Source organism: Sagittula sp. NFXS13 (assembly GCF_040148795.1).
Lineage (GTDB): Bacteria > Pseudomonadota > Alphaproteobacteria > Rhodobacterales > Rhodobacteraceae > Sagittula > Sagittula marina.
Map to the genome: position 1 here is coordinate 439,090 of NZ_JAGEMH010000003.1, position 19,622 is coordinate 458,711.

The window sequence follows — 19,622 nt, forward strand, 5'->3', positions numbered from 1 at the left end:
GATTTCCGCGCCGCGCAGCTCCTGCGGGTCATAGCGGGCGGTGTTTTCTGAAACGAGGATCAGGCGGTGCTCTGATGGACGGTGCACGGCTTTGACCTGTTGATTGTCACAGAGAACTGACCGGGTATTTTCACCGAGATTAGACCCACCCTCAATTCCGCGTCGTGGTTTATGACGCATTAATGTTTTGGTCTCCTTTGCAGTTTTCGTTGCTGCCTCGGAACTGGCCTTGAAGCGGTAGCTGTCGTTTCCGGTTTCGAGGATGTGACAGCGGTGTGTGAGCCGATCGAGGAGTGGGGGCATCTTTGCGTGGCCGAAGACCTGCGCCCATTCTGAGAAGCTGAGGTTTGTGGTGATGATGAGGCTGGTACGCTCGGACCGGTGACCACCGCGCCGGGCAATGACGGAGCAAACGTGCGGCTCTATGCTTCGGCGGCGGGGGCGATCAGCGACGTGCGGTTCATAGATTGCATCTGGGCGGGGGCCGTGGCCAAGGGGGGCCGCCTGCTGATGGACGGGCCGCCGGGCGATGTCACGGCGGGCCCGACCAGGGTACGCGTGCTGGGTGGGCAGTTGACCCCCGGCGCGGTGTTCGCGCAGGGACCGGGCTGCACCCATGTCACGTTGCAGGCTCTGATGGGGTCGCTCTCGGCGGAGCTGTGGAAGGGGTCGGCCTCGCATCTGTCGGTGCGTGGCAACGAACTTGACATGGACGCTGCCGGGCTGGCCGTGGTGGAGATGCTGTCAGGGACCGAACAGACGCGGCTGAACGTGACAAGCAACACGATCACCGGCATCTATGCGCAGGCGGTGGACGTGGACGACAACGTGACGGGAGGACTGGTGAACGGCAACGACTTCGACGGCCATGTGATCAACGCCGAGAACCAGACGGTCGGGACGAACATCTGAACGGGAAGGGGGCTTAACGCCTCCCTGCCAAAAATCGCGTTGCTGTAAAGAACTGTGTCTAGCACTGTAGGGAAAGACACTTCTTTACAGTGATGCCGGAAGAGGGCGGTGGATGAGGGAAGAAACCGGAAGGCCTGCAAAACAAGGCGATCTGGGATCAAGGACGCAAGGTGCGCTGCTTGGTCGGTGTTTTGCAGTCGAGGGTGAAACCGCCATTTGATGGGCGATCTCGGCGCGTAAGCGCACTTATGTGAAGCTTGCGGGCGTCACGGCGTAAACCCTTTTCAATCCTAGTTTAATGGAGTGTTTAGACTGAGCGTGGGCTGGAGCATGAGCAAGTGCGGGCCCTCGGAACTGGAAAACAATGCCGTCGCTTCAATTCCAGTTTCCAGAATGCTAATTGTCTATTTATATTATATAGTTAAGTTGTGGTCGTACATTTTTCGGGCAGACGGAACTGGAAAGTGATTTTGCGTGCTGCTCAGCGCTCTTGAGGGATGAAGTCGTGAAGAAATTGAACTATGCCGCTGCTCTTTTAATGCTTGCAAGCATGGCAAATGCAGCTTCTCTGCATGTTCGAGATGCTGATACAATCGTGGTTGACGGTACACCTGTTCGACTGAACGGTGTCGATGCTCCCGAGTTGCGGACGGCCGCGGGCAAGAATGCAAAACGCTGGGTTGTCAACTATTTGCGGGGGCGAGAGGTAAGCTGTGAGCTTAACGGTGAACGGTCTTATGATCGATGGATAGGTGTCTGCTATGCCGATGGTCAAGACATCGGTGCGGCGGTCATCGCCGCAGGTCATGCGTTGGATTGCCGTCGCTATTCTGGTGGGCGATACAGGCACTTGGAAACGCCTGCTGCTAGGTCAAAGATTCGCCGAGCCGGCTACTGCGATTGAAAGATAACTCTCACAGAGATGAGCAACCGATGTAAGGTTTGATGTGGCCGCGAAGGTATTCACACCGGCTTTCGAGTGGGCGGAAATTTGGTCCCGGATAGCAAGGGCGAGTTTCTGCGTAATGTGTAGATCATCTTTTCTCGGGAGTGCAAAGTCTGCCCTGTCCGGCCTTTGAGCGACTGGCCAGACTCTGCGTTCAGCTTCAACAAGCCAACCGTTCGCTGCGCTTGCGAAGCAGGGCAGCAGTCGGATGGCAACTGTGCGGGACGAAGCGCTCCTTGGAACATGAGGTGACGGGGGCTATACGCAAACCATGAAATTCTTGGCTATCTCAGGCAGTGCTCGAAAAATATCAACCAACACAGCGATGCTGCGTGCGGTGTCTGCCATGGTGCGCCCGGACCACGCAGTATGTGTCTTCGACGGGATCAGTGACTTGCCAGTCTTTTCGCCCGATCTCGAAGCGCACTCATTGCCCGAGCCCGTTCAGAACTTCGCCGCGAAGATCAAAAGCTGCGACGGGCTTATCATCGCAAGCCCCGAATATGTCAGAGCAATTCCGGGCGGTTTGAAAAATGCGATAGACTGGCTCGTCTCCCGTGACGAGATCATAAACAAGCCAATCGTTCTGATGCACGCCTCGCATCGTGGTGATGATATGCTCGCTCAAATCCGTATTGTTTTGTCCACGGTCAGCACGCAGTTTGCAGATGATCTATTTCTGCGTTTTGATCTGATGAAGAAAACCCCTTTCGAAATCGAGGAGCATCTGAACCTGCCTGCGAACCGCCTTAAAGTAAGCGAATTCGTCCAGAATTTCGCTGCACTTTGCGGTCAATAAGGGCTCGTTCCCGACCTTCGCTGCGCCGCAGGGCCAAGCGCCTGGTCGCCCCTCGCGTGGCGTCGCTCCCGGCCCTTTGCCGACCTTCACGCCAAGCGCGAAAGATGGTCGGTGCCAGACCTGAGCTGACAACTCGGTCCTCAGATAGAATGGCCCAGTGATCTCTGCCAAAAGCCCACAGCGGACGTTCATCGAAAAACTGGTTGGGGAAATGACCTGTTCATGGGGCTATTCGTATAGCAACGCCGTTTTGCCGCCGTGATTACTCTCCTCCTCATCTAGTCCAAGGCATAGGTGATGAGATCTTCGAGAGACCGTGGTTGGAGCCTGTCGGAGATCATTTTCAGAATATCCGGCACATGCGCATGGAACCTTTTGAGTTGGTTGTGAGCGACACGGTCCTGGTCGCCCATAAAATCGAGCACTGGCTTCTGGCGTTCATACTCATCATGCCAGTATTTTCCGATCAAAGCCCGCCCAACCGGGTCAAAAACGTCGGCATCTGGAGCAGTGAAGAGCCTCACCTTTGACATAAAGCGTTCCAGATTATGACCAGCGTGATGCCAAATTTGGTAGAGTTCCGTCATGCAAGCGACGGAATGCAGGTATTTTTCAGTCAGGACCACAAGGACCCGATCTCCGTCCACCAATTTTTCCATGAACTCAGATATGCTCTGGCCAAAATCTATTTCATCTTTGTCGCGGCGAATATAAATGCCCTTCTCTTTGGCTTGGGCGCAGAACTCATCGACGATCTGCGCACGAGCTGGATTGTCAGTATCGCCCCAAGCATACGACACAAAGAAATTCGCAGGGGCATTAGGATCCGCGCCATAACTCACCTTAGAATCTCCTTCAGGTCGATTTGGCGTGGGTGCATTCGGTGTCACTTGGAAGAGGTTCATAAGCTCCTCGCAAAGCTGTTCCAGCACTCGGATAAGCTTTGGTGCGCCTCGGCCCTTGGCAGAAAGATGCAAACCGCAACCTCGATCTGGATCGTGGGACTGTTCAATCAAAACACGTGCCTGATGAATACTGCTGTAGCCGCTGAACCCGTGGCGCCAATAGGTACCATTAACTTTCGCCTGCTGCCCGATCTCGACCAGAAGTGTTCGCATGAGGCCGGGAGCTACTTGCTCAAAGAAGTAGGAATGCTCTGCGTCAGGGGCTTCAATAGGCGCAGGGTGCTCTCCACCCAAATGGTCGGGGAGCGCATCAGGGGCGATGTATATAGCCATGTCGTCGTTTCGGCCGCCAGATACTTGAAAGCAGATTCTGCTCTGACGCATAAAGGAGACGAAGAGCTTTTGTTCCTCCTCCGAGTAGCCCTGCTGGTCCCAAATAAAGCTCCCCATGACCGAGCGGCTAAATCGGCCTCGGCTATCCAGGAGATTGGTCCAGCATTTTTGCCGCTCATAGATCGCGTATATTGCTTCCAGCGCCCAAGCCTGATCGAGGATGACAATGCTCTGCTTCTCGCTGTGCAGCCAAAAAACCTCCCCGGCGTTGTGGAGAAAGCACAGGAACTGTTCCGGGTCGGAGATCCCGCCGGTCGTCTCACAAAGGTCGCGGAACGCATCCAACGAAAGTGTTCGGTGCTTGCGTTCATTTGATGCGCGCCCCTGATCCGCCGCAAGCATGTCTCGCAGCGTCTGCACGACGGCCAGACGCCCTGCGCCGATCAAAGGTGGATTGAAACGCGCGGCCGCCCCTTGGAGCGCATCCTTCAAGCTGGGCAGCTTTTGCCCCGTAGCGGCGCTCATCGCCAACACCGTGCAATAGCTGAAGTGTTTGCGCAGCGGCACGAGATTGGGGTGGTCGCCGCGATCATACTCGCCCTCGCGATCAATCTGGTTCTGGACCACGACGAGGGGAGTATCGGGCTCTCCGAAGCGGCGAACAAAATCCAGCCACCAGCCAACCGGACGGTTTCGGAAACGCAGCCCGTGGGAGGGGATATCCTCCGCGCTATTGTCTGTGTCGGGCGTCCAGACCAATAGGAACACGGCGCGAGAGCGCAGGAACAGCGCATGGGTGCCGTGATAGATGTCCTGCCCGCCAAAATCCCAGATCCGAAACGTCCCGCTGTCGCCCGGAATCGGCGCTTTGGACAGTTGGATGCCATGGGTGCTGTCCGCGTCGGCTTCAAACGGAAGGTCTCGCAAGCGGTTGCAAATCTGTGTCTTGCCAATCCGACCATTGCCCAAAATGATCAGTTTGACAGAATCCAAGCGTTGCGGGTTATCACCAAGATCTGCGAAATGGGCGCGAAGACTATCAGCGCAGCTCCTAATAGAATTCGTGGAAAGAACCTCGTCAGGCAGTCCGCGAACCCTTGTGCGATAGGCATTGAGGGTTTGGAAGTTCTCGTTGGACAGCAGCTCGCGCAAACTCCGCATATCATTAATCTGTGTGCCCGAGCAGTTGAGGCGCTGCAGCCGGCTGAGACCGCTGAGGGGCGCCAGATCGCTGACCTGTGTGTCAGAGCAGTTGAGGAAATGCAGCTGGCTGAGACCGCTGAGGGGCGCCAGATCGCTGACCTGTGTGTCAGAGCAGTTGAGGAACTGCAGCTGGCTGAGACCGCTGAGGGGCGCCAGATCGCTGAGCGGTGTTCCCGAGCAGTCGAGGCTCTGCAGCTGGTTGAGACCGCTGAGGGACACCAGTTCGCTGACCTGTGTGTCTGAGCAGTCGAGGCTCCGCAGCTGGTTGAGGCCGCTGAGGAACGCCAGATCGCTGACCTGTGTGTACGAGCAGGCGAAGCTCTGCAGCTGGTTGAGACCGCTGAGGGGCGCTAGATCACTGACCTGTGTTTCCGAGCAGTCGAGGCTCTGCAGCTGGTTGAGACCGCTGAGGGGCGCCAGATCGCTGACCTTTGTGTTCGAGCAGTCGAGGCTCTGCAGCTGGTCGCATTGGCCAATTGCTTCGGGCAATTTTGTGAGCGCCTGTAGATCAGATAAATCGAGGTGATGAGTGGCGGGCGCAGAAAAAGCCGCCCTAACGCGTTTTAGAGCCTCCTCATGCGCGGCTTCAGCGTCTACCCCCCAAATCAAGTCATCGTTAGAAATGCCTTCTGTGGCTTTCAAGTTATTCACCAATCCGTTTCGTCTATGGTCGAACGCTATCCAAATTCTCCCTCAAAACAAGAGGAGGCATCGCCCTCAGGCAACGTCCGCTACGGAAAATCTATCGAACTCCTGAAAATATTCAGCACAGGCTTTGCAAAAGGTCGCTATTTGCGCACAGCGGTCATCGGTGCGCAGTGCAGCGAACGGCGGCTCTCCGCCCAAAAGCACACGGGCAGTGCGCTTCTGCGGCTGACACTAGGGTCTAAGAAGGACTCACATTGGTCAACAAACGTAGTCGCACTCGATCTGGCTATCGTTGATAAGCCGACCCTTGCCTGCCGTGCAGCCCTTGGTGTTTAGATAAGCTTCGGCTGCGGGACGGAACTCTGCATCAGTCTGCTGAATGGCCCCACCAAACGGCTTTGCCGACGATGCGCAGGGCGTTAATTTCCGCGCCGCGCAATTCCTGCGGATCATAGCGGGCGTTGTTTTCTGAAACGAGGATCAGGCGCTCTTCGGAGGGGCGGCGAAGCGCCTTTACCAGCAGTGCGCCGTCCAGTTCGACAACATAGATGTCATCCTGATAGCCCTTGCGCAGCGAAACGCGCCTGGGGTCGCGGATACGAGGCTTGGTGCGGGACGTGTCGATCATGATTAGGTCGTTGTGCCAGATCACAGGCTGCATGCTGTCGCCACGAACCCGCAGCAGGGCAGCGTTCTCCACATTTATGCCTTTGCTGGATAGCCACTCCTTGCGGAAAGCCAAAGGGCCATCTGCTGCAGCATTGACTGCGGATGCTCCGCGCACGCCGGAGACCTCAACCGGGTAGGTCGAGACCAAGGCATAATCTGGATTGTCATGTGGAGCGATGCTGGGTGTGTCCATCGATTGGCGTGGCGGGCCGATGTAAACCTCTAAGCCCAGAACCTCCGCCAAGGCTAAGATCTTTTCGTAAGGGTGCTTCCCTGGATGATCTCTCGCCGACAATCGAAGATTTTTGATCAACGACGGGTTGTCCACTGCCGCCTGAGACGCGGCAGAGGCTGATACACCCTTGTTCAAAAGGGCCTGATCTATAGCGGCAAGTAACTCGTCCATTGGCGCAGTTTAGCCATGAATGGCTAAGAATGAAAAGGTATGGAATAAAATAGCCGTTAATGGCTTGACCGTAATGGCCGTGAACGGCTAACTTGCCATTATGAGCAGAGCACAGAAAAACCTCCTCCGCCTCGCGACCGAATTGTCGGCGCATGAAGGTGTAACGCATTGGGCAATCTCTATGCGTCTGTTCGGCAAGGGTGACTTCTTCAGCAGGTTGGAAAAGGGAAGCCACCCACGCTCGGACACTTATGAAAAGGCGCTGGGGCTTTTGTCCCAGCGCTGGCCTGAAGACCTTGAATGGCCAAAAGGCGTTGAGCGCCCGGAAGATACCAACCGGAGGACAGCGTGATGCCTGCATTTCAGTTCGCTATTTACGTGTGGGCATTTTTCAATCTGCTGGGGTTGGGCGTGGTGTTGATCACCGTTGCATGGCGTCTGGCGAATGATTCGCCGGCCAAGGTCCGAGATGGGGCGCATCAATGAGCCAGATAAACATCTCATCACGTGCTCATTCGATTGGCGTTGGCATGACGGATCTTGAGCGCGTCGCCCTTGGGGTGGCGTTGGTCGAGACGGTTTTGAACCCGGTCTATAGTCCAGCTGTAATCCATGCAGCTCGCACAATTCGCGAACATGGCGAGGCTTTACAGGATGCGCAGTGGCGTGCTGTCTGCGCCGCCGCGAACAACGACACATCACACACCTCGGTTGCGGCATCGACAGGCCAATCTACTCACGGAGCCATCGAGCAGATGGCCACGCCCGAGATTTCCGGTCCCCCAATTGATGCGGGCAAGCTGGGGCGTCCAGGCCGATCTTTCTCTTCCTCACTGAGGTCGGCTTGGGCACGGTTTTCCGCTGCCGAAAAGCGGCTTTCCCAGAGCTGGTGGGGCGACGGGTTGGCGGGGCTGAGCTTTGCCATTCTTTGCATCTGTCTGATGTTCGCGCCGCTGATCTGGAGCTGAGAATGATCGAACGACTGAACACAATCACTGAATTGTCGGTGCAGGATATTCGGATCACGGGCCGTCTGCGGGATGTGTCACCCGATGGTGTAGAAACACTGAAAGACACCATCGCCGCAAACGGTTTTGTCGGACGTATCGTTGTGCGTCGGACAAAGAAGGGCGATCTGGTACTTGATGGCGCGCACCGCCTGACCGCCATGCGCGAGCTGGGCCACGAGGTGATCCCCTGCGATGTGATCCGTTGTTCGGATGACGAAGCGCTGATGTTCGAGATTGATGGAAACATCGCCGGAGCGGGCATGACGGCTTTGCAGCTGTCGTATTTTCTCGCGCGCCGTCGCGAAACTTACCAGCGTTTGCACCCGGAGGCACAGCAAGGCCTTGCCGGTGCAACAAGCCGCTGGGATGCGACTGACACAATGTCAGTTGCAAAGGCGGTTGCCGCCGAGCGCGGCGTTTCTGAACGGCACGTTTACCGGATGATGAAGGCTGGCGCCGCGTTGGCACCGGATGACTATCGTCGCCTGTGTAATGCGCCGCGTCCTATCCAGCTGACCGATCTGACGGATATCTCCAAGATTGGCGAGCCATCCGAACGCTACTACGTCATTAACGCGCTGGCCAAAGGCGAGGCAAAAAAAGCCAGCGCTGCCCGCAAGGCATACCGCGCCGAACAGGGCACTGGTCCTACGCCACGCGACGCCACCGATGCCGCGCACATGCGCCTGTCCGATGCCTGGTCTCGTGCCAACAAAGCTGCGCGTCGACGGTTCCTCGAAGACCTCGGGGCCGAAGTTCAAGCTTTGCTTGATGAAATCCACGAGACGGAAGGCGCGGTATGAGCCTCCCTCCTGTCCAGCAATGGTGGAGCGCCGCCGAGATTGCGGAAGCCGGCTTGCCGGATCTTCCCGCGACGAAGCAGGGCGTGAACGCACTGGCAAAGCGTTCAGGCTGGTCCGTTCAGACTGGTAAGTCGCGCGCCCGGCGTGGACGCGGGCGGGGGCTGGAATATCACGTCAGTCTGTTTCCTACACGGGCGCGCGTGGCTTTGATGCAGGCGTCTGAAGCTTCGGCCATTACAGCGCCAAATCGGTCACGCGAGCAGGCTTGGGCCGATCTGGACAAGGCAACTCCGAAGGCGCGTGAAAAAGCACTGGACCGGCTGACGGCACTGGACGAGGTCTTGGCTCTGGAAGGCGCCGGCCTGACCCGTACTGAGGCGGTTCGAGCGGTCGTGATGCAGCGCAAGGGCGATGGAAAGACCGCTTCGGAGAAGACGCTGTGGAACTGGCTGGCGATGGTCGAGGGGGTGAGGCGCGCTGACTGGCTACCCTTTCTGGCACCCGTTCCGGGCGGCAAGTCCGGTGATCGCACGGAGGTCTGTCAGGCATTTCTTGATGTTGTAAAACAGTATTTCTTCACGCGCTCCGGACCGACGCTGACCGCAGCCTATGAGTGGGCTTGCGATGTCGCGCGCGCTGAGGGTGTCGCCGTTGGGCCGCTGTGGAAAGTGCGCCGACTGATTGCGGAGGTTCCGACGCATGTTCAACTCTATCTGCGCGAAGGGCCGGAAGCTGTGGGTCGCCACTTTCCGCATCAGACGCGCAGCAAGAGCTATTTGAAGGCCATGGAATGCGTGCAAACGGACTACCACAAGTTCGACGTTTTCATCCAATTCCCTGATCGTGAAAAGCCGGGTCGGATCCAGATGATCGCCGTCTCGGATGTGTATTCCGGCAAATTTCTGGCCTATCGCCTGTCTGAGACAGCCAATGGTCACACCGTTCAGCTGACATTCGGCGACCTGGTGCGGCGCTACGGCATTCCGCAGCACTGCCTGATGGATAACGGGCACGAGTTTGTAAACAAGGTGATGGCTGGGCAGGTCAAGCACCGTAAACGTTTCAAGCAGGTGCAGGGCGAGGTGTTGGGCCTATTTCCCCTGCTTGGCATTGAGCTGCATTTTGCAACGCCGGGACACGGTCAGGCAAAACCGATCGAACGCGCGTTTCGGGATTTGTGCGACCGCGTTGCCAAACATCCCGCCTTTGTCGGTGCTTACACGGGCCGCAATACCGTGGAAAAGCCAGAGAACTACGGCACGCGGGCAATTCCTCTCGCTGACTTCAAGGCAGTTCTGGAGCGCGAAATCGCAGCCCACAATGCCCGTCGCGGCAGACGGTCGGAAGTGGCCAACCAACGGTCGTTTGATGAGGTGTTTAATGCCTCATACTCGAACGCGCCAATCACCAAACCCACCGAGGAACAGCAGCGCCTGTGGCTGATGCGTTCCGAGGGCATCCGGGCGCATCGGGATAATGGTGAGCTCAAGGTGCATGGTTCTCGCTACTGGGCGGAATGGATGTGGCAGATTGCGGGGCAGGAGGTCACCGTTCGGTTTGACCCTGACGATCTGATGAATGGCCTTCAGGTCTACACGATGGACGGCACCTTCCTGGGCGAGGCACCGGTGAAACGCCCCGGCGACTTTCTCAGCGTCGAGGATGCAAAGGAGCACGCCCGCGACAAGACCGCGTTCAAGCGTCACGCGAAGGAAGCCGCGCGTCTGCAAAAGAAAATGTCCGACGGCAAAGCTGTCGCGCGGCTTGCGGACGCGCAGAATGACAAAGCTGGTGACGGCTTGCCCGATGCGGGCGTGATCCGTCTTCCTAAAATCCATCCTCACGCGCCGAAAGGTGGGAAGCGTGGCCAAGTGGCCGCCGAGGATGAGGCACGGTTGAGTGCCGAGGTGACACGCCTTCAAGAGCGCATCCAACGCCGCCCCGAACCTGAGCGCGATCCGGCGATGGAGTTCGCTCGTGCCATGGAACTTGAGGGAATGGAGGCCAATGGACAGCCTTTGAGCGTCGAGCAACGCGCCTGGCTGACCGACTATCAGGGCACATCGGAATATCGGGTCCAACTGCGGATACACCGTGGGTTTGGTCGACAAAAGGACTGAGAGGAAAGAGCATGACACAAGGCAATCTCGCCCCACTGCGCAACGTCGCAGCCCTATTGGAACTGGTGGATCAGCTGCTGCACCGCAGTGTGACCTTACCGGGCATTGGTGTCTTTTACGGGGCACATGGCGCTGGCAAGAGCACGGCTACCACGTTCGCAGCCAACGAATACGATGCCTGCATCGTGCAAGCCAAAAGCTATTGGACCCGCCAGCACATGGCTGACGTCCTACTTGAAGAACTCGAAATCAAAGGCGTGCGCGGAACTCTTCCCCGCAAAATCGAGGCAATCTGCGAGGTTTTGGCCGCCTCCAATCGCCCGCTTATCTTCGACGATGCACAGTACATGATGAAAAGCCAGATGATCGACATGGCGCGGGACATCTTCGAGGGCAGCCTGTCACCGATCGTCTTTGTCGGCGAGCCTGACTTCGAGGCGAACCTGACACGGTGGCCAAACATCCATGATCGCGTCCTGGTCAGCTCTGAGACCATCGCTTGCAACGCGGCGGATGCAGAGTTCTTGGCGCAGATCTACTGTTCCGGGATTGAGATCCAGCCGGAGGTGATCCGCGAACTGGTAGACCTGACCGGTGGATCTGCGCGGAAGCTTTCGACCGATTTTGAGCGCATCCGGGAGGCTGCGCGCCGCGCCAGCTTGCGGTCCGTCGATCTCTCTTTCCTACCGCGCGTGGGCAAACTGCACACCACAGGGGGGCAGATCGTCCTGACAGCGCAATTGCTCGACAAGCGGGGTGTGGCATGAAGGAGTTTCGCAGCGCCATGGAACGAGACGCCTGGTCCAAGGTGGAAGGTTTGGCAGAACTGCATTGGTCTGATCTCGCGGCCAAAGGCGTGCACGCCGAGACTGCCCAGCAGTTCATCCGCCGCTGGGAGGCTGCTGGTCGGATCAGGCAAATCCGCAAGGACGGTCACCGCAAGATCTACGTGAACACGGAACGCGCCATTCCGGTCGCGCCGCCGGTGAAAGGCGATCCTACTCCCGAGGGCAACATGTGGCGGACAATGCGCCGCCCTGGGAATTTCACGCCCGTCGACCTCGTGGCTATGTCCAACGCTAACGGGGTCGAGGTGACGCTGGATAAGGCGCGGGCATATTGCCGGACGCTGCTGGAGGCGGGGTATCTGCGCGTGCGAGAGACCGCGATCCCAGGTAAACGCCAGCCGCGCTATCAGCTGATCCGTAATACGGGCCCCTGCGCACCTGTGGTGAAACGTCTCAATGGCGTCGAAGACCCGAATGAGGGAACGTTTGCGCCTCTGCGTGGCAAGGGGCGAGCGTCATGAGCGCGCTGGACAAGGCGACGTCAGGGTGGGGCGTTGACATGCCCGCCTGGGTCCGTGCGCTGGCCGAAGAGTGCGACCGTACAAGCCAGAACAAGGCCGCGGCACGTATTGGGCGCTCCGGATCTCTGGTCTCCACCGTCCTGGCTAACAAATACGGCGGCTCCACGGATGTGGTGGAAGATCTCGTTCGTGGTGCCCTGATGTCCGAAACCGTCAGTTGCCCGATGCTGGGCGCGATCGACAAGAAGACCTGCCACGACTGGCGCAAACGGGCAGGGCGCTTCAGCGCCCGAAACACCCGCGCCGTTCAGATGTTCCGCGCCTGCAGTCGCTGCCCGCGCAACGAGAAGCCCACCGAAAAAGGAACCGAGGAATGACCGAGCAACTCATTCAAGCCGCTGGCGTGACCGATGTGAATGGCACGCCTCATATGACAGATGCAAAAGGCCATCTGATCCCCATCAGCATGGTAAAGGCGCAGGACCAGCTTCAAGACGAGCTTGTCCGGACCATCATTGGCCATGCTCGCGATCTGAATGCGCAGATTGCACGGTTCAAGGGCCACAGCTTTGAAGACGTAAACAGCTTCCTTGAACTGTTATCGTCGGAATACGGTCAGTCACGCGGCGGGACAAAGGGCAACATGACCTTCACAGCCTTTGACGGCACGCTGAAGGTCACCATCCAGGTGGCTGAGCATTTTGACTATGGTCCGGAGCTTCAGATCGCCAAGACGCTGGTGGACGAGTGCCTGATCGAATGGTCCGCCGGTGCGCGCCCAGAGATCCGCGCCGTCATTGAGAAAGCTTTCCAAACCGACAAGGAAGGCAAGATCAACCGGGCCGAACTGCTGAGCCTGAAAAAGCTGGAGATCGAAGACGAGCGCTGGCAGCGCGCAATGGCGGCGATCACTGATGCCGAGCGCGCTGTCGGATCGAAAACTTACATGCGCTTTTACCAGCGCAAAAACGGCCAGGCGGAGTGGGAGGCCATCACAATCGACATGGCCAGGGCGTGATGCGATGGGGAGCCTGAATTTAAGCAAGCTCCATCAAGCTCTTTTGCAACAGCGCTTGGAAGAGATCAGTCTGGAGAATGAACCGCGCGACGGTTCATCCAGCATCAAGGTGACTGACGCGTGCCCACGCGACATCACCAACCCACCCGACGATCTCGTTTGGCAGGGGCGCTGGTGCCGCATCGAGCGCTGGGGCGCTGCTGATTGGGCCATCGGTTTCGGCCATTGGGAGGGGGCTATCGAGATCCACCTGACAAAGTGGATCATCCGCTTTGAACCCGCCTCTCCGGAGTGTTGCTGATGTCAATCGAGGTTGGAAACGGCTTTGCGCATCGCGCCTTGGACACTAGCGCCATTCATAGACGTGCATGCTTCGGAGTAAGCGGGCATCACGTCGACGGACTTTCGCCCCATAGCAGCCCCAAACAAAAACGCTTCCGCTGCGCTCACAATGTTCGCACGGTGCAACTCGGGCGCGGCCAAAATACTGAACATCGTACCGCAGGGCGCTTGCATCAATGTCTGGTTAATGCCGCTGACCGTGCTTTGAGCCTGTACGGTCGTGGACGAAATCAAAGCGGCGGCGAAGATGGTAAAGCGCATGATGAAATCCAGTGCAATCGTGTGTTGAACAGCGTCAGAACGCCCGACTTTGGGAGGGGATGTCAATGAGCCACCAAATCATTCGCACCATACACGCGGGCTGCAAACAACTAGGCCTTGATAAGGATACCCGCCGGGATCTGCAGCTGGCGGTGGTCGGTAAGGCGAGCCTTGGCGATATGACCGATGCAGAGAAGCAGGCCGTGGTCGCCGAACTGAAGCGGCGCGGCTTCAAACCCACCGGGCGCGGCAAGGGGCGCTTCAAAGCGGCATCTCGACGTGATGTCCGCCTGATCTTCGTTCTTTGGCGTGCATTGGGCGACGCTGGTGAGCTGAATGACCCCACGTCCAAGGGCTTGCACGCCTTCGTGCGCAGCCAGTTCGAGCAGACTTGGGGCACTGTGCCGATCGACATAAACACCATGACCGATCCAAGCCAGATCGAAGCGGTGATCCAGGCGCTTCGCTCATGGATCAACCGCACAGGGGTCGACTTCGACTGGGGGCAAGTGAGCCGATGACAAGACGACTTGAGATCAGTGACCATGCCTTGCTGCGTTACATGCAACAAGGCATGGGTCTCGACGTTGAACAGCTGCGCCGCCAGCTGGCCACACGCGTCGATGCGGCAAGCGCAGGCAGGGATGGCATGTGCGGTGTCAATGTGGACGGCGTCCACCTGGTAGTGCGCGGCCATGTGGTTACCACCGCCTTCAACCGTTGCGCCCATCGTCGGGGCAGCGGGCGCGGATGAGTGACCGGGTGGCATACCCCCGCCACCCGGCGCACCTTGACGTCTTCGTCGAGGTCTTAGGTCCACGAATGGCCGTATCCTTTCTTGTCATGTTCGGTGGATCTGAAATCTACTTCCCCCGCGATCCCAAAGGCCGTTCTGCCGCAGAAGGTCTGATCGGCGCCGACAAGCTGAGAACCTTGGGCGCGCGCATGCGCGACGCTTCTGCCGAGATCCCGATCCCACGCACCTGGTTGATCCGAGCGCTTCGCGCCGAAGGCCTTTCGATCGGAGAAATCGCCCGCGCGCTCAAGACTTCGTCCAGCAATGTGAAGCGCCAGTTGCGTGTCACAGGCGAATTGACCGCCCCTGCAGATCCACTGCAATTATCGCTTTTCCCGACAGCGGTCCCCCCGCAAGACTAGCTCAGAACCGGTCATTCTAGCCCCATTCAACGGGGGCTTTTATGGCACGCACAGTTCAACAGATGGCAAAGGAGATCGTCGACCGCGAAGGCGGTTTCGTCAACGATCCCGATGACCCCGGCGGCGCGACCAAATACGGCGTCACCATCCATACGCTGCGGAATATTCCTTGGGGCGATCTCGACGGCGATGGCGACATCGACGCCATGGACGTGCGCGCGCTCACCAAAGCACATGCCGAGACGATCTTTGTGGAGCGCTATTTCTTTGGCCCCCGCATCAATGAGCTGCCCGAGGCGCTGCATGCCACCGTGTTCGACATGTATGTCAACGCCGGGGCCAATGCGGTGAAGATCCTACAACGCCTCGTGAACCGGATGATCACCAGCGAACTTGCCATAGACGGTGTGTTAGGGCCGCACACTCTTGGCACGGTGCGCGCCGCCTGGGATCAGGGATCGCCCGATCGCTTCGTCGATGCTTATGGCATTGCACGCCGCAACTATTACTTCCGGATCGCGGATCACCGCCCCCGTCTCCGCAAGTTCGCCCAGACACGCGCGGGTGGCAAAGGTGGCTGGATTAAGCGCGCCGAAGAGTTCATCTCGCCAAACTTCCACCTGACAGACGCCGACTTTCAGGCGCGGGTGGCCGCATGGGGCTGATCCAAGCGCTCACCGCACTTTTCGGCGGCAACCGCAACACCATCGCCGAAGTGGCTCAGGTCTTCCGCGTCAATGCCGAAGCATCAGATGCGCGCGGCTTCGACCTCGATACCGCTGCGCTGAACCAGTTCGCCGCGGAGTTCGTGGCCCGAAGCCAGCGAACCTGGTGGGATAGTCTGGTCGACGGCTTGAACCGACTGCCGCGCCCGTTGTTCACTGCTGGCGTGTTTGCGCTTCTGGGCTGGACGTTCATTGACCCTGTCAAAATGGCAGAAGTCTTTGGCTCCTGGGCAATCATTCCAACACCTGTCTGGGCATTGATCACCGTTGTGGTGACCTTCTTCTTTGGCGGTCGCGCGCAGGTCAAAGATCAGGACTTTCAGCGCGACATGGCAGGCGTAATGGCCAGCACACAAACATTCCTATCCCAGCGGCGCGAACTGCGTGCCCTTGCTGAAGAACCCGCGCTCCAAACCGTTGGAGGCGATGATGACACGACGTCCGACCCCAACCCCGCCCTGGCCGACTGGCGCACGAGCTGACTTGAGAGGACTGAATGCTCAATCGAAAAGACACCACCACCTGTGCCGTACACTTCCCGCCGAAGTGGTCGACGCCGTGACCGTCGCTGAAATAATCGACTTGGCCTTCAAGGCTCTGACACTTTCGCTGTCGGTCGGTGCGCTTCTGATCGCGTTCTTTCGCACGCGCGGCGACCGAATGGACCGCCACGAAGTGCGCCTGCAGCGTTTGGAGCAAACGGTTCAAGGCCTGCCGGGCAAAGAGGATCTGCACACCCTGCAGCTCGAAGCGGTCAAGCAGACCGGTGCCCTGTCCGAGATGCGCGCCGTCATGGCCGGAAACGCCAAGATCATGGAGCGGCTGGAGATCATCGTCACCCGCCACGAACAACATCTGCTGGAGAACCGCTGATGTCCTACGCCGAAGAACTGCGCGAACACGCGCGCCTGGCCATCCTGCGGATGCTGGAAGACGCGCCGCGATACACTTCGAATGTCTCTATCATGACCGACCTGCTGCCCCGGTACGGGATCAGCTACACGCGTGATCAGGTTGTCGGTGAACTGACGTGGCTGAAGGACCAGGGCATGCTCACCACCGAAGAGTTGCTTGGTGGGTTCATCGTCGCCACCGCCACCACACGCGGCTGCGAAACCGCGCAAGGTGTGGCCACCTATCCCGGCATTCAGCGCCCGCGTCCGAGGGGCTGACGGATGCCACCGCCCAAGAAGATTGATCTGCTGCCCGAGCAGCTGCGCGAATGGCTGCGCGAGGAACTGACCTTGCGCGGCTTCGGTGACATTCTTGACGTCACCGAGGCTCTGAATTTCCGGCTGGAAGAAGAAGGGCTGGAGCTGTCGATCGGAAAGAGCGCCGTTGGTGACTTCAGCAAGGCGCTGAAGGATCAACGCGAGGCTTTCGCCTTCGCCGATGCCATGCTCTCCGACCTCGACATCGAGGCCGAAGGCGATCTGCATCGCACCTTGATGCAGATGATTGCCACAAGCGCCATCCAGATGATGCGTCATGTGCGCGATGAAGACGGCCATCTTGACCCGAAGGATCTGATGTCGCTGGGCCGCATGCTGAAGGATCTGATGTCGTCGGCAGGCATTCGCGAAAAGCTCTTGGACAGCGAGCGCGAGCGTATCCGCCGCGACGCGATCGAAGAGGCGCAGCGCGAAGCCGAAGAACGTGCCGACGCCACGATAGAAACGCTGAGGCGCGACCAGCCGGGCCTGAGCGTCGACACGCTGACCACCATGAAGCGCGGGTTTTTGGGACTGAAGTCATGAAGTGTCTGAAGGACCCCTCAGTCCAGGACGCCATCCTTCTGGTCGGTGACTGGCACTGGCGCAAAGGCCCCCGTTTGAGCGCATGGCTTGCCTGGGCCTTTGGCCGTCGAGAAGTCTTTGTCACCCACTTGGATGACGTCGCCTGCGTGGCGTGGTGGCGCGGGAACCCCTACCTGATCGACCTATCCGAGAGGACACCGCAATGACTTTGCGCGCCATTTCCATGCCAAACAAGGCGAGCCTGAGCGCCGCCGCGCTGCCTGGATCGTTTTGGGTGCCGGAGGTCGAGGAAGGCGGCAGGACCATGCTGCACTTTATTTGCCCATGCGGATGCGGCGTGACGCGGGCGATCACCGTGGGGCATCGTCACAAGCCCAAGATGTGCGGGGCGTCCTGGAACTGGAACGCAAGCCGTTCCGAGCCAACACTGACACCATCGGTCAATGCACGCCCGGTGGGAGGCTGTAACGGCTGGCACGGATACCTTCGCAATGGCTATTGGGAGGCCTGCTGATGTTGTTCGCACGTCCTTTCATTGGACCAATAAAGCGGGCGCTGAAATCTCTGTTCAACAGCTCACCAAAAGCGCCGTCCGAACCCAATTCACGACAGATCCGCAGGCAGGAAGCGTGCCTGGCCAAGAAGGGGCGCTGATGGCTGACGCAGTTCTGACCCGCAACCCGGAAGCGCTGCCCGCCGATCTACCACGCGGCGCAGAGATCCCTGCTGATCTGGATCCGCTGGCCGAAGGCGTTTTAATGGCGCACCAGAAGACGTGGCTGGAAGACGACAGTGGGCTGAAGGTCTGCGAGAAAGGCCGACGCACCGGGATCACCTTTGCCGAAGCACTGGGCGACACGCTGGTCGCCGCCGCCAGCCGCGACGCAGGCGGGCAAAACGTCTTCTACATCGGTGACACCAAGGACAAGGGCCGCGAGTTCATCGGGTACGTGGCGCACTTCGCCAAGGTGATCGCGGGCGAGTTGGGAGAGATTGAGGAGTTCCTTTTCGAGGATCAGCAAGAGGACGGCAGCACCAAAAAGATCGCCGCCTATCGTGTCCAGTTCGCCAGCGGCTATCGCGTCGAAGCGCTGTCCAGCAACCCCGCCAACATCCGAGGCTTGCAGGGCGTGGTCGTGATCGACGAAGCTGCCTTCCACCGCGATGTGCGCGAGGTCATCGACGCGGTCAACGCGATGCTGATCTGGGGCGGCATGGTCCGCATCATCTCGACCCACAACGGGCACCTGAACGCCTTTAACGAGGTGATCCGAGAGGCGCGTGCGGGCAAGAACGCCTATAGCGTCCATCGCTACACCTTTGGTGATGCTGTCGAGAATGGGCTGTTTCAACGCGTCTGCCTAATGCGCGGCAACGAATGGTCGCAAGAGGCACAGGACGCGTGGGAAGCGCAGATCCGCGCCGCCTACGGTGCGCGCGACGCGGCCATGAAACAGGAGCTGGACGCGATCCCGTCAGAGATGGCCGGAGCAGCTCTGACCCGCGTCCAGATCGAGGCCTGTTTGGCCGAAGGCATCCCCTTTGTGCGCTGGCACCAGCCCGATGCTTTCAAGAACGCGCCAGAGCCGACCCGAAAGGCAGAGACGACGAGCTGGTGCGCCTCCCAACTAAAATCCATCCTGGCGGCGCTGGACCCCAACCGCCGACACTACTTCGGCGAAGACTTCGCGCGCTCCGGTGACGCCACCGACATCGTCGTGCTGGAAGAGGGCGAGGATCTGGTGCGCCGTGCCAAGCTGGTCGTGGAAATGCGCAACATTCCGTTTCAGCAGCAAAAGCAGGTGCTGTTCTATGTGGTCGACGCGCTGCCCCGCTTTGCCAAAGGGGCGGTCGACAAGACCGGCAACGGAGCTTATCTGGCCGAAGTCGCAGCTCAGCGCTACGGCGCGCGCATCGTGGAAGTAGCCTTCAGCCGTGAATGGTACGCCACAGAGATGCCGCCCTATGTCGACGCCTTCAGCGATCGCACAGTGCTGTTGCCCAGGCATCCCGACATTCTGAGCGACCATCAGGCGTTGCAGTTCGTGGATGGGATCATCCGGATCCCGCGCGACTTTCGGTTCAAAGGCTCTGACGGTCTGGCTCGCCACGGTGACACCGCTGTCGCGGGAGCGTTGGCGTGGTTCGCCAGTCGTCAGCAGCCTTCAGAGATCGCTTACACGCCGGTCGCCAACGACAGATCAAACGACGACACCCCCCGCCGTCGCGCGCCGGGACGCAGCTGGTGGTCGCCACCGCTTGGCGCACGGTTGCGCGGTGGCCTTTGACGAGGACTGA

27 protein-coding genes and 1 pseudogene are annotated in these 19,622 nt (G+C 58.9%); 24 read left to right on the plus strand and 4 right to left on the minus strand.

Features of this window, described 5'->3' with window-relative positions; genetic code table 11:
- Positions 1–180: 180 nt before the first annotated feature.
- Positions 181–375, minus strand: a pseudogene (locus J4E08_RS09965) (ATP-binding protein); the annotation flags it as partial.
- Between the two features lie 39 nt (positions 376–414).
- Here J4E08_RS09965 and J4E08_RS09970 point away from each other — a divergent pair.
- From J4E08_RS09970 to J4E08_RS09980, 3 genes are all read left to right on the plus strand, one after another.
- Complete coding sequence (locus J4E08_RS09970) at positions 415–912, plus strand: hypothetical protein (RefSeq protein ID WP_349538497.1); 498 nt, start codon at positions 415–417, stop codon at positions 910–912.
- Positions 913–1,417: 505 nt separating this feature from the next.
- Positions 1,418–1,816, plus strand: coding sequence for a thermonuclease family protein (locus J4E08_RS09975; RefSeq protein WP_349538330.1), 399 nt, complete (start codon positions 1,418–1,420; stop codon positions 1,814–1,816).
- A gap of 313 nt (positions 1,817–2,129) precedes the next feature.
- Entirely contained in the window at positions 2,130–2,657 is a 528-nt protein-coding gene (locus J4E08_RS09980; protein ID WP_349538331.1) for an NADPH-dependent FMN reductase, read from the plus strand.
- 278 nt (positions 2,658–2,935) lie between these two features.
- Here J4E08_RS09980 and J4E08_RS09985 read toward each other — a convergent pair whose 3' ends face one another.
- Together J4E08_RS09985 and J4E08_RS09990 are read right to left on the minus strand one after the other, a co-directional pair.
- The gene (locus tag J4E08_RS09985; RefSeq protein ID WP_349538332.1) at positions 2,936–5,749 is read right to left on the minus strand and encodes a leucine-rich repeat domain-containing protein; all 2,814 of its coding nucleotides are present in this window, start codon (positions 5,747–5,749) and stop codon (positions 2,936–2,938) included.
- Between the two features lie 364 nt (positions 5,750–6,113).
- Positions 6,114–6,743, minus strand: a complete 630-nt coding sequence (locus J4E08_RS09990) for a S24 family peptidase (RefSeq protein WP_349538333.1) — start codon at positions 6,741–6,743, stop codon at positions 6,114–6,116.
- A 178-nt stretch (positions 6,744–6,921) separates the two neighbouring features.
- Here J4E08_RS09990 and J4E08_RS09995 point away from each other — a divergent pair, with 178 nt between their 5' ends.
- From J4E08_RS09995 to J4E08_RS10040, 10 genes are read left to right on the plus strand one after another with little or no spacing between them, the layout of a single operon-like run.
- On the plus strand, positions 6,922–7,173 hold the full coding sequence (locus tag J4E08_RS09995; protein WP_349538334.1) for a hypothetical protein: 252 nt from the start codon (positions 6,922–6,924) through the stop codon (positions 7,171–7,173).
- Entirely contained in the window at positions 7,173–7,307 is a 135-nt protein-coding gene (locus J4E08_RS10000) for a hypothetical protein (RefSeq protein ID WP_349538335.1), read from the plus strand. The genes J4E08_RS09995 and J4E08_RS10000 overlap by 1 nt, the downstream gene beginning before the upstream one ends.
- Positions 7,304–7,789 (plus strand): hypothetical protein, encoded by a 486-nt coding sequence (locus J4E08_RS10005; RefSeq protein ID WP_349538336.1) that lies wholly within the window; start codon positions 7,304–7,306, stop codon positions 7,787–7,789. Before J4E08_RS10000 ends, J4E08_RS10005 begins: the two co-directional genes overlap by 4 nt.
- Positions 7,790–7,791: 2 nt before the next feature.
- On the plus strand, positions 7,792–8,634 hold the full coding sequence (locus J4E08_RS10010; protein ID WP_349538337.1) for a ParB/RepB/Spo0J family partition protein: 843 nt from the start codon (positions 7,792–7,794) through the stop codon (positions 8,632–8,634).
- Positions 8,631–10,754, plus strand: coding sequence for a transposase domain-containing protein (locus tag J4E08_RS10015; protein ID WP_349538338.1), 2,124 nt, complete (start codon positions 8,631–8,633; stop codon positions 10,752–10,754). Before J4E08_RS10010 ends, J4E08_RS10015 begins: the two co-directional genes overlap by 4 nt.
- Before the next feature lie 11 nt (positions 10,755–10,765).
- Positions 10,766–11,521 (plus strand): AAA family ATPase, encoded by a 756-nt coding sequence (locus J4E08_RS10020; RefSeq protein ID WP_349538339.1) that lies wholly within the window; start codon positions 10,766–10,768, stop codon positions 11,519–11,521.
- Complete coding sequence (locus J4E08_RS10025) at positions 11,518–12,063, plus strand: hypothetical protein (protein ID WP_349538340.1); 546 nt, start codon at positions 11,518–11,520, stop codon at positions 12,061–12,063. Before J4E08_RS10020 ends, J4E08_RS10025 begins: the two co-directional genes overlap by 4 nt.
- The gene (locus J4E08_RS10030; protein ID WP_349538341.1) at positions 12,060–12,440 is read left to right on the plus strand and encodes a hypothetical protein; all 381 of its coding nucleotides are present in this window, start codon (positions 12,060–12,062) and stop codon (positions 12,438–12,440) included. Before J4E08_RS10025 ends, J4E08_RS10030 begins: the two co-directional genes overlap by 4 nt.
- Complete coding sequence (locus J4E08_RS10035) at positions 12,437–13,081, plus strand: DUF3164 family protein (protein ID WP_349538342.1); 645 nt, start codon at positions 12,437–12,439, stop codon at positions 13,079–13,081. Before J4E08_RS10030 ends, J4E08_RS10035 begins: the two co-directional genes overlap by 4 nt.
- 4 nt (positions 13,082–13,085) lie before the next feature.
- On the plus strand, positions 13,086–13,382 hold the full coding sequence (locus J4E08_RS10040; protein WP_349538343.1) for a hypothetical protein: 297 nt from the start codon (positions 13,086–13,088) through the stop codon (positions 13,380–13,382).
- Between the two features lie 2 nt (positions 13,383–13,384).
- Here the strand turns inward: J4E08_RS10040 and J4E08_RS10045 are convergent, their stop codons facing one another.
- Positions 13,385–13,684: a hypothetical protein gene (locus tag J4E08_RS10045; RefSeq protein ID WP_349538344.1), complete on the minus strand. Its 300-nt coding sequence runs from the start codon at positions 13,682–13,684 to the stop codon at positions 13,385–13,387.
- Between the two features lie 65 nt (positions 13,685–13,749).
- Here J4E08_RS10045 and J4E08_RS10050 point away from each other — a divergent pair, with 65 nt between their 5' ends.
- The 11 genes from J4E08_RS10050 (at position 13,750) to J4E08_RS10100 (ending at position 19,612) form a co-directional block, all read left to right on the plus strand.
- Positions 13,750–14,205, plus strand: a complete 456-nt coding sequence (locus tag J4E08_RS10050) for a gp16 family protein (RefSeq protein ID WP_349538345.1) — start codon at positions 13,750–13,752, stop codon at positions 14,203–14,205.
- A complete protein-coding gene (locus J4E08_RS10055) occupies positions 14,202–14,438 on the plus strand; it encodes a hypothetical protein (protein WP_349538346.1) in 237 nt (78 codons plus the stop codon). The genes J4E08_RS10050 and J4E08_RS10055 overlap by 4 nt, the downstream gene beginning before the upstream one ends.
- A gap of 68 nt (positions 14,439–14,506) precedes the next feature.
- Positions 14,507–14,842, plus strand: coding sequence for a helix-turn-helix domain-containing protein (locus tag J4E08_RS10060; RefSeq protein ID WP_349538347.1), 336 nt, complete (start codon positions 14,507–14,509; stop codon positions 14,840–14,842).
- 41 nt (positions 14,843–14,883) lie between these two features.
- Positions 14,884–15,507, plus strand: a complete 624-nt coding sequence (locus tag J4E08_RS10065; RefSeq protein WP_349538349.1) for a holin-associated N-acetylmuramidase — start codon at positions 14,884–14,886, stop codon at positions 15,505–15,507.
- Positions 15,498–16,049 (plus strand): 3TM-type holin, encoded by a 552-nt coding sequence (locus J4E08_RS10070; RefSeq protein WP_349538350.1) that lies wholly within the window; start codon positions 15,498–15,500, stop codon positions 16,047–16,049. The genes J4E08_RS10065 and J4E08_RS10070 overlap by 10 nt, the downstream gene beginning before the upstream one ends.
- A 1-nt stretch (position 16,050) precedes the next feature.
- On the plus strand, positions 16,051–16,440 hold the full coding sequence (locus J4E08_RS10075; protein ID WP_349538351.1) for a DUF2730 family protein: 390 nt from the start codon (positions 16,051–16,053) through the stop codon (positions 16,438–16,440).
- Entirely contained in the window at positions 16,440–16,739 is a 300-nt protein-coding gene (locus tag J4E08_RS10080) for a VpaChn25_0724 family phage protein (protein ID WP_349538352.1), read from the plus strand. Before J4E08_RS10075 ends, J4E08_RS10080 begins: the two co-directional genes overlap by 1 nt.
- Positions 16,740–16,742: 3 nt before the next feature.
- Positions 16,743–17,324 carry a phage protein Gp27 family protein gene (locus J4E08_RS10085; RefSeq protein ID WP_349538353.1) on the plus strand — a complete coding sequence of 194 codons (582 nt, stop codon included), beginning with the start codon at positions 16,743–16,745 and terminating at the stop codon, positions 17,322–17,324.
- Entirely contained in the window at positions 17,321–17,530 is a 210-nt protein-coding gene (locus J4E08_RS10090) for a hypothetical protein (RefSeq protein WP_349538354.1), read from the plus strand. The genes J4E08_RS10085 and J4E08_RS10090 overlap by 4 nt, the downstream gene beginning before the upstream one ends.
- Positions 17,527–17,838 (plus strand): ubiquitination-like system serine protease family protein, encoded by a 312-nt coding sequence (locus J4E08_RS10095; protein ID WP_349538355.1) that lies wholly within the window; start codon positions 17,527–17,529, stop codon positions 17,836–17,838. Before J4E08_RS10090 ends, J4E08_RS10095 begins: the two co-directional genes overlap by 4 nt.
- Positions 17,839–17,977: 139 nt before the next feature.
- On the plus strand, positions 17,978–19,612 hold the full coding sequence (locus J4E08_RS10100) for a hypothetical protein (protein ID WP_349538356.1): 1,635 nt from the start codon (positions 17,978–17,980) through the stop codon (positions 19,610–19,612).
- Positions 19,613–19,622 lie beyond the last annotated feature (10 nt).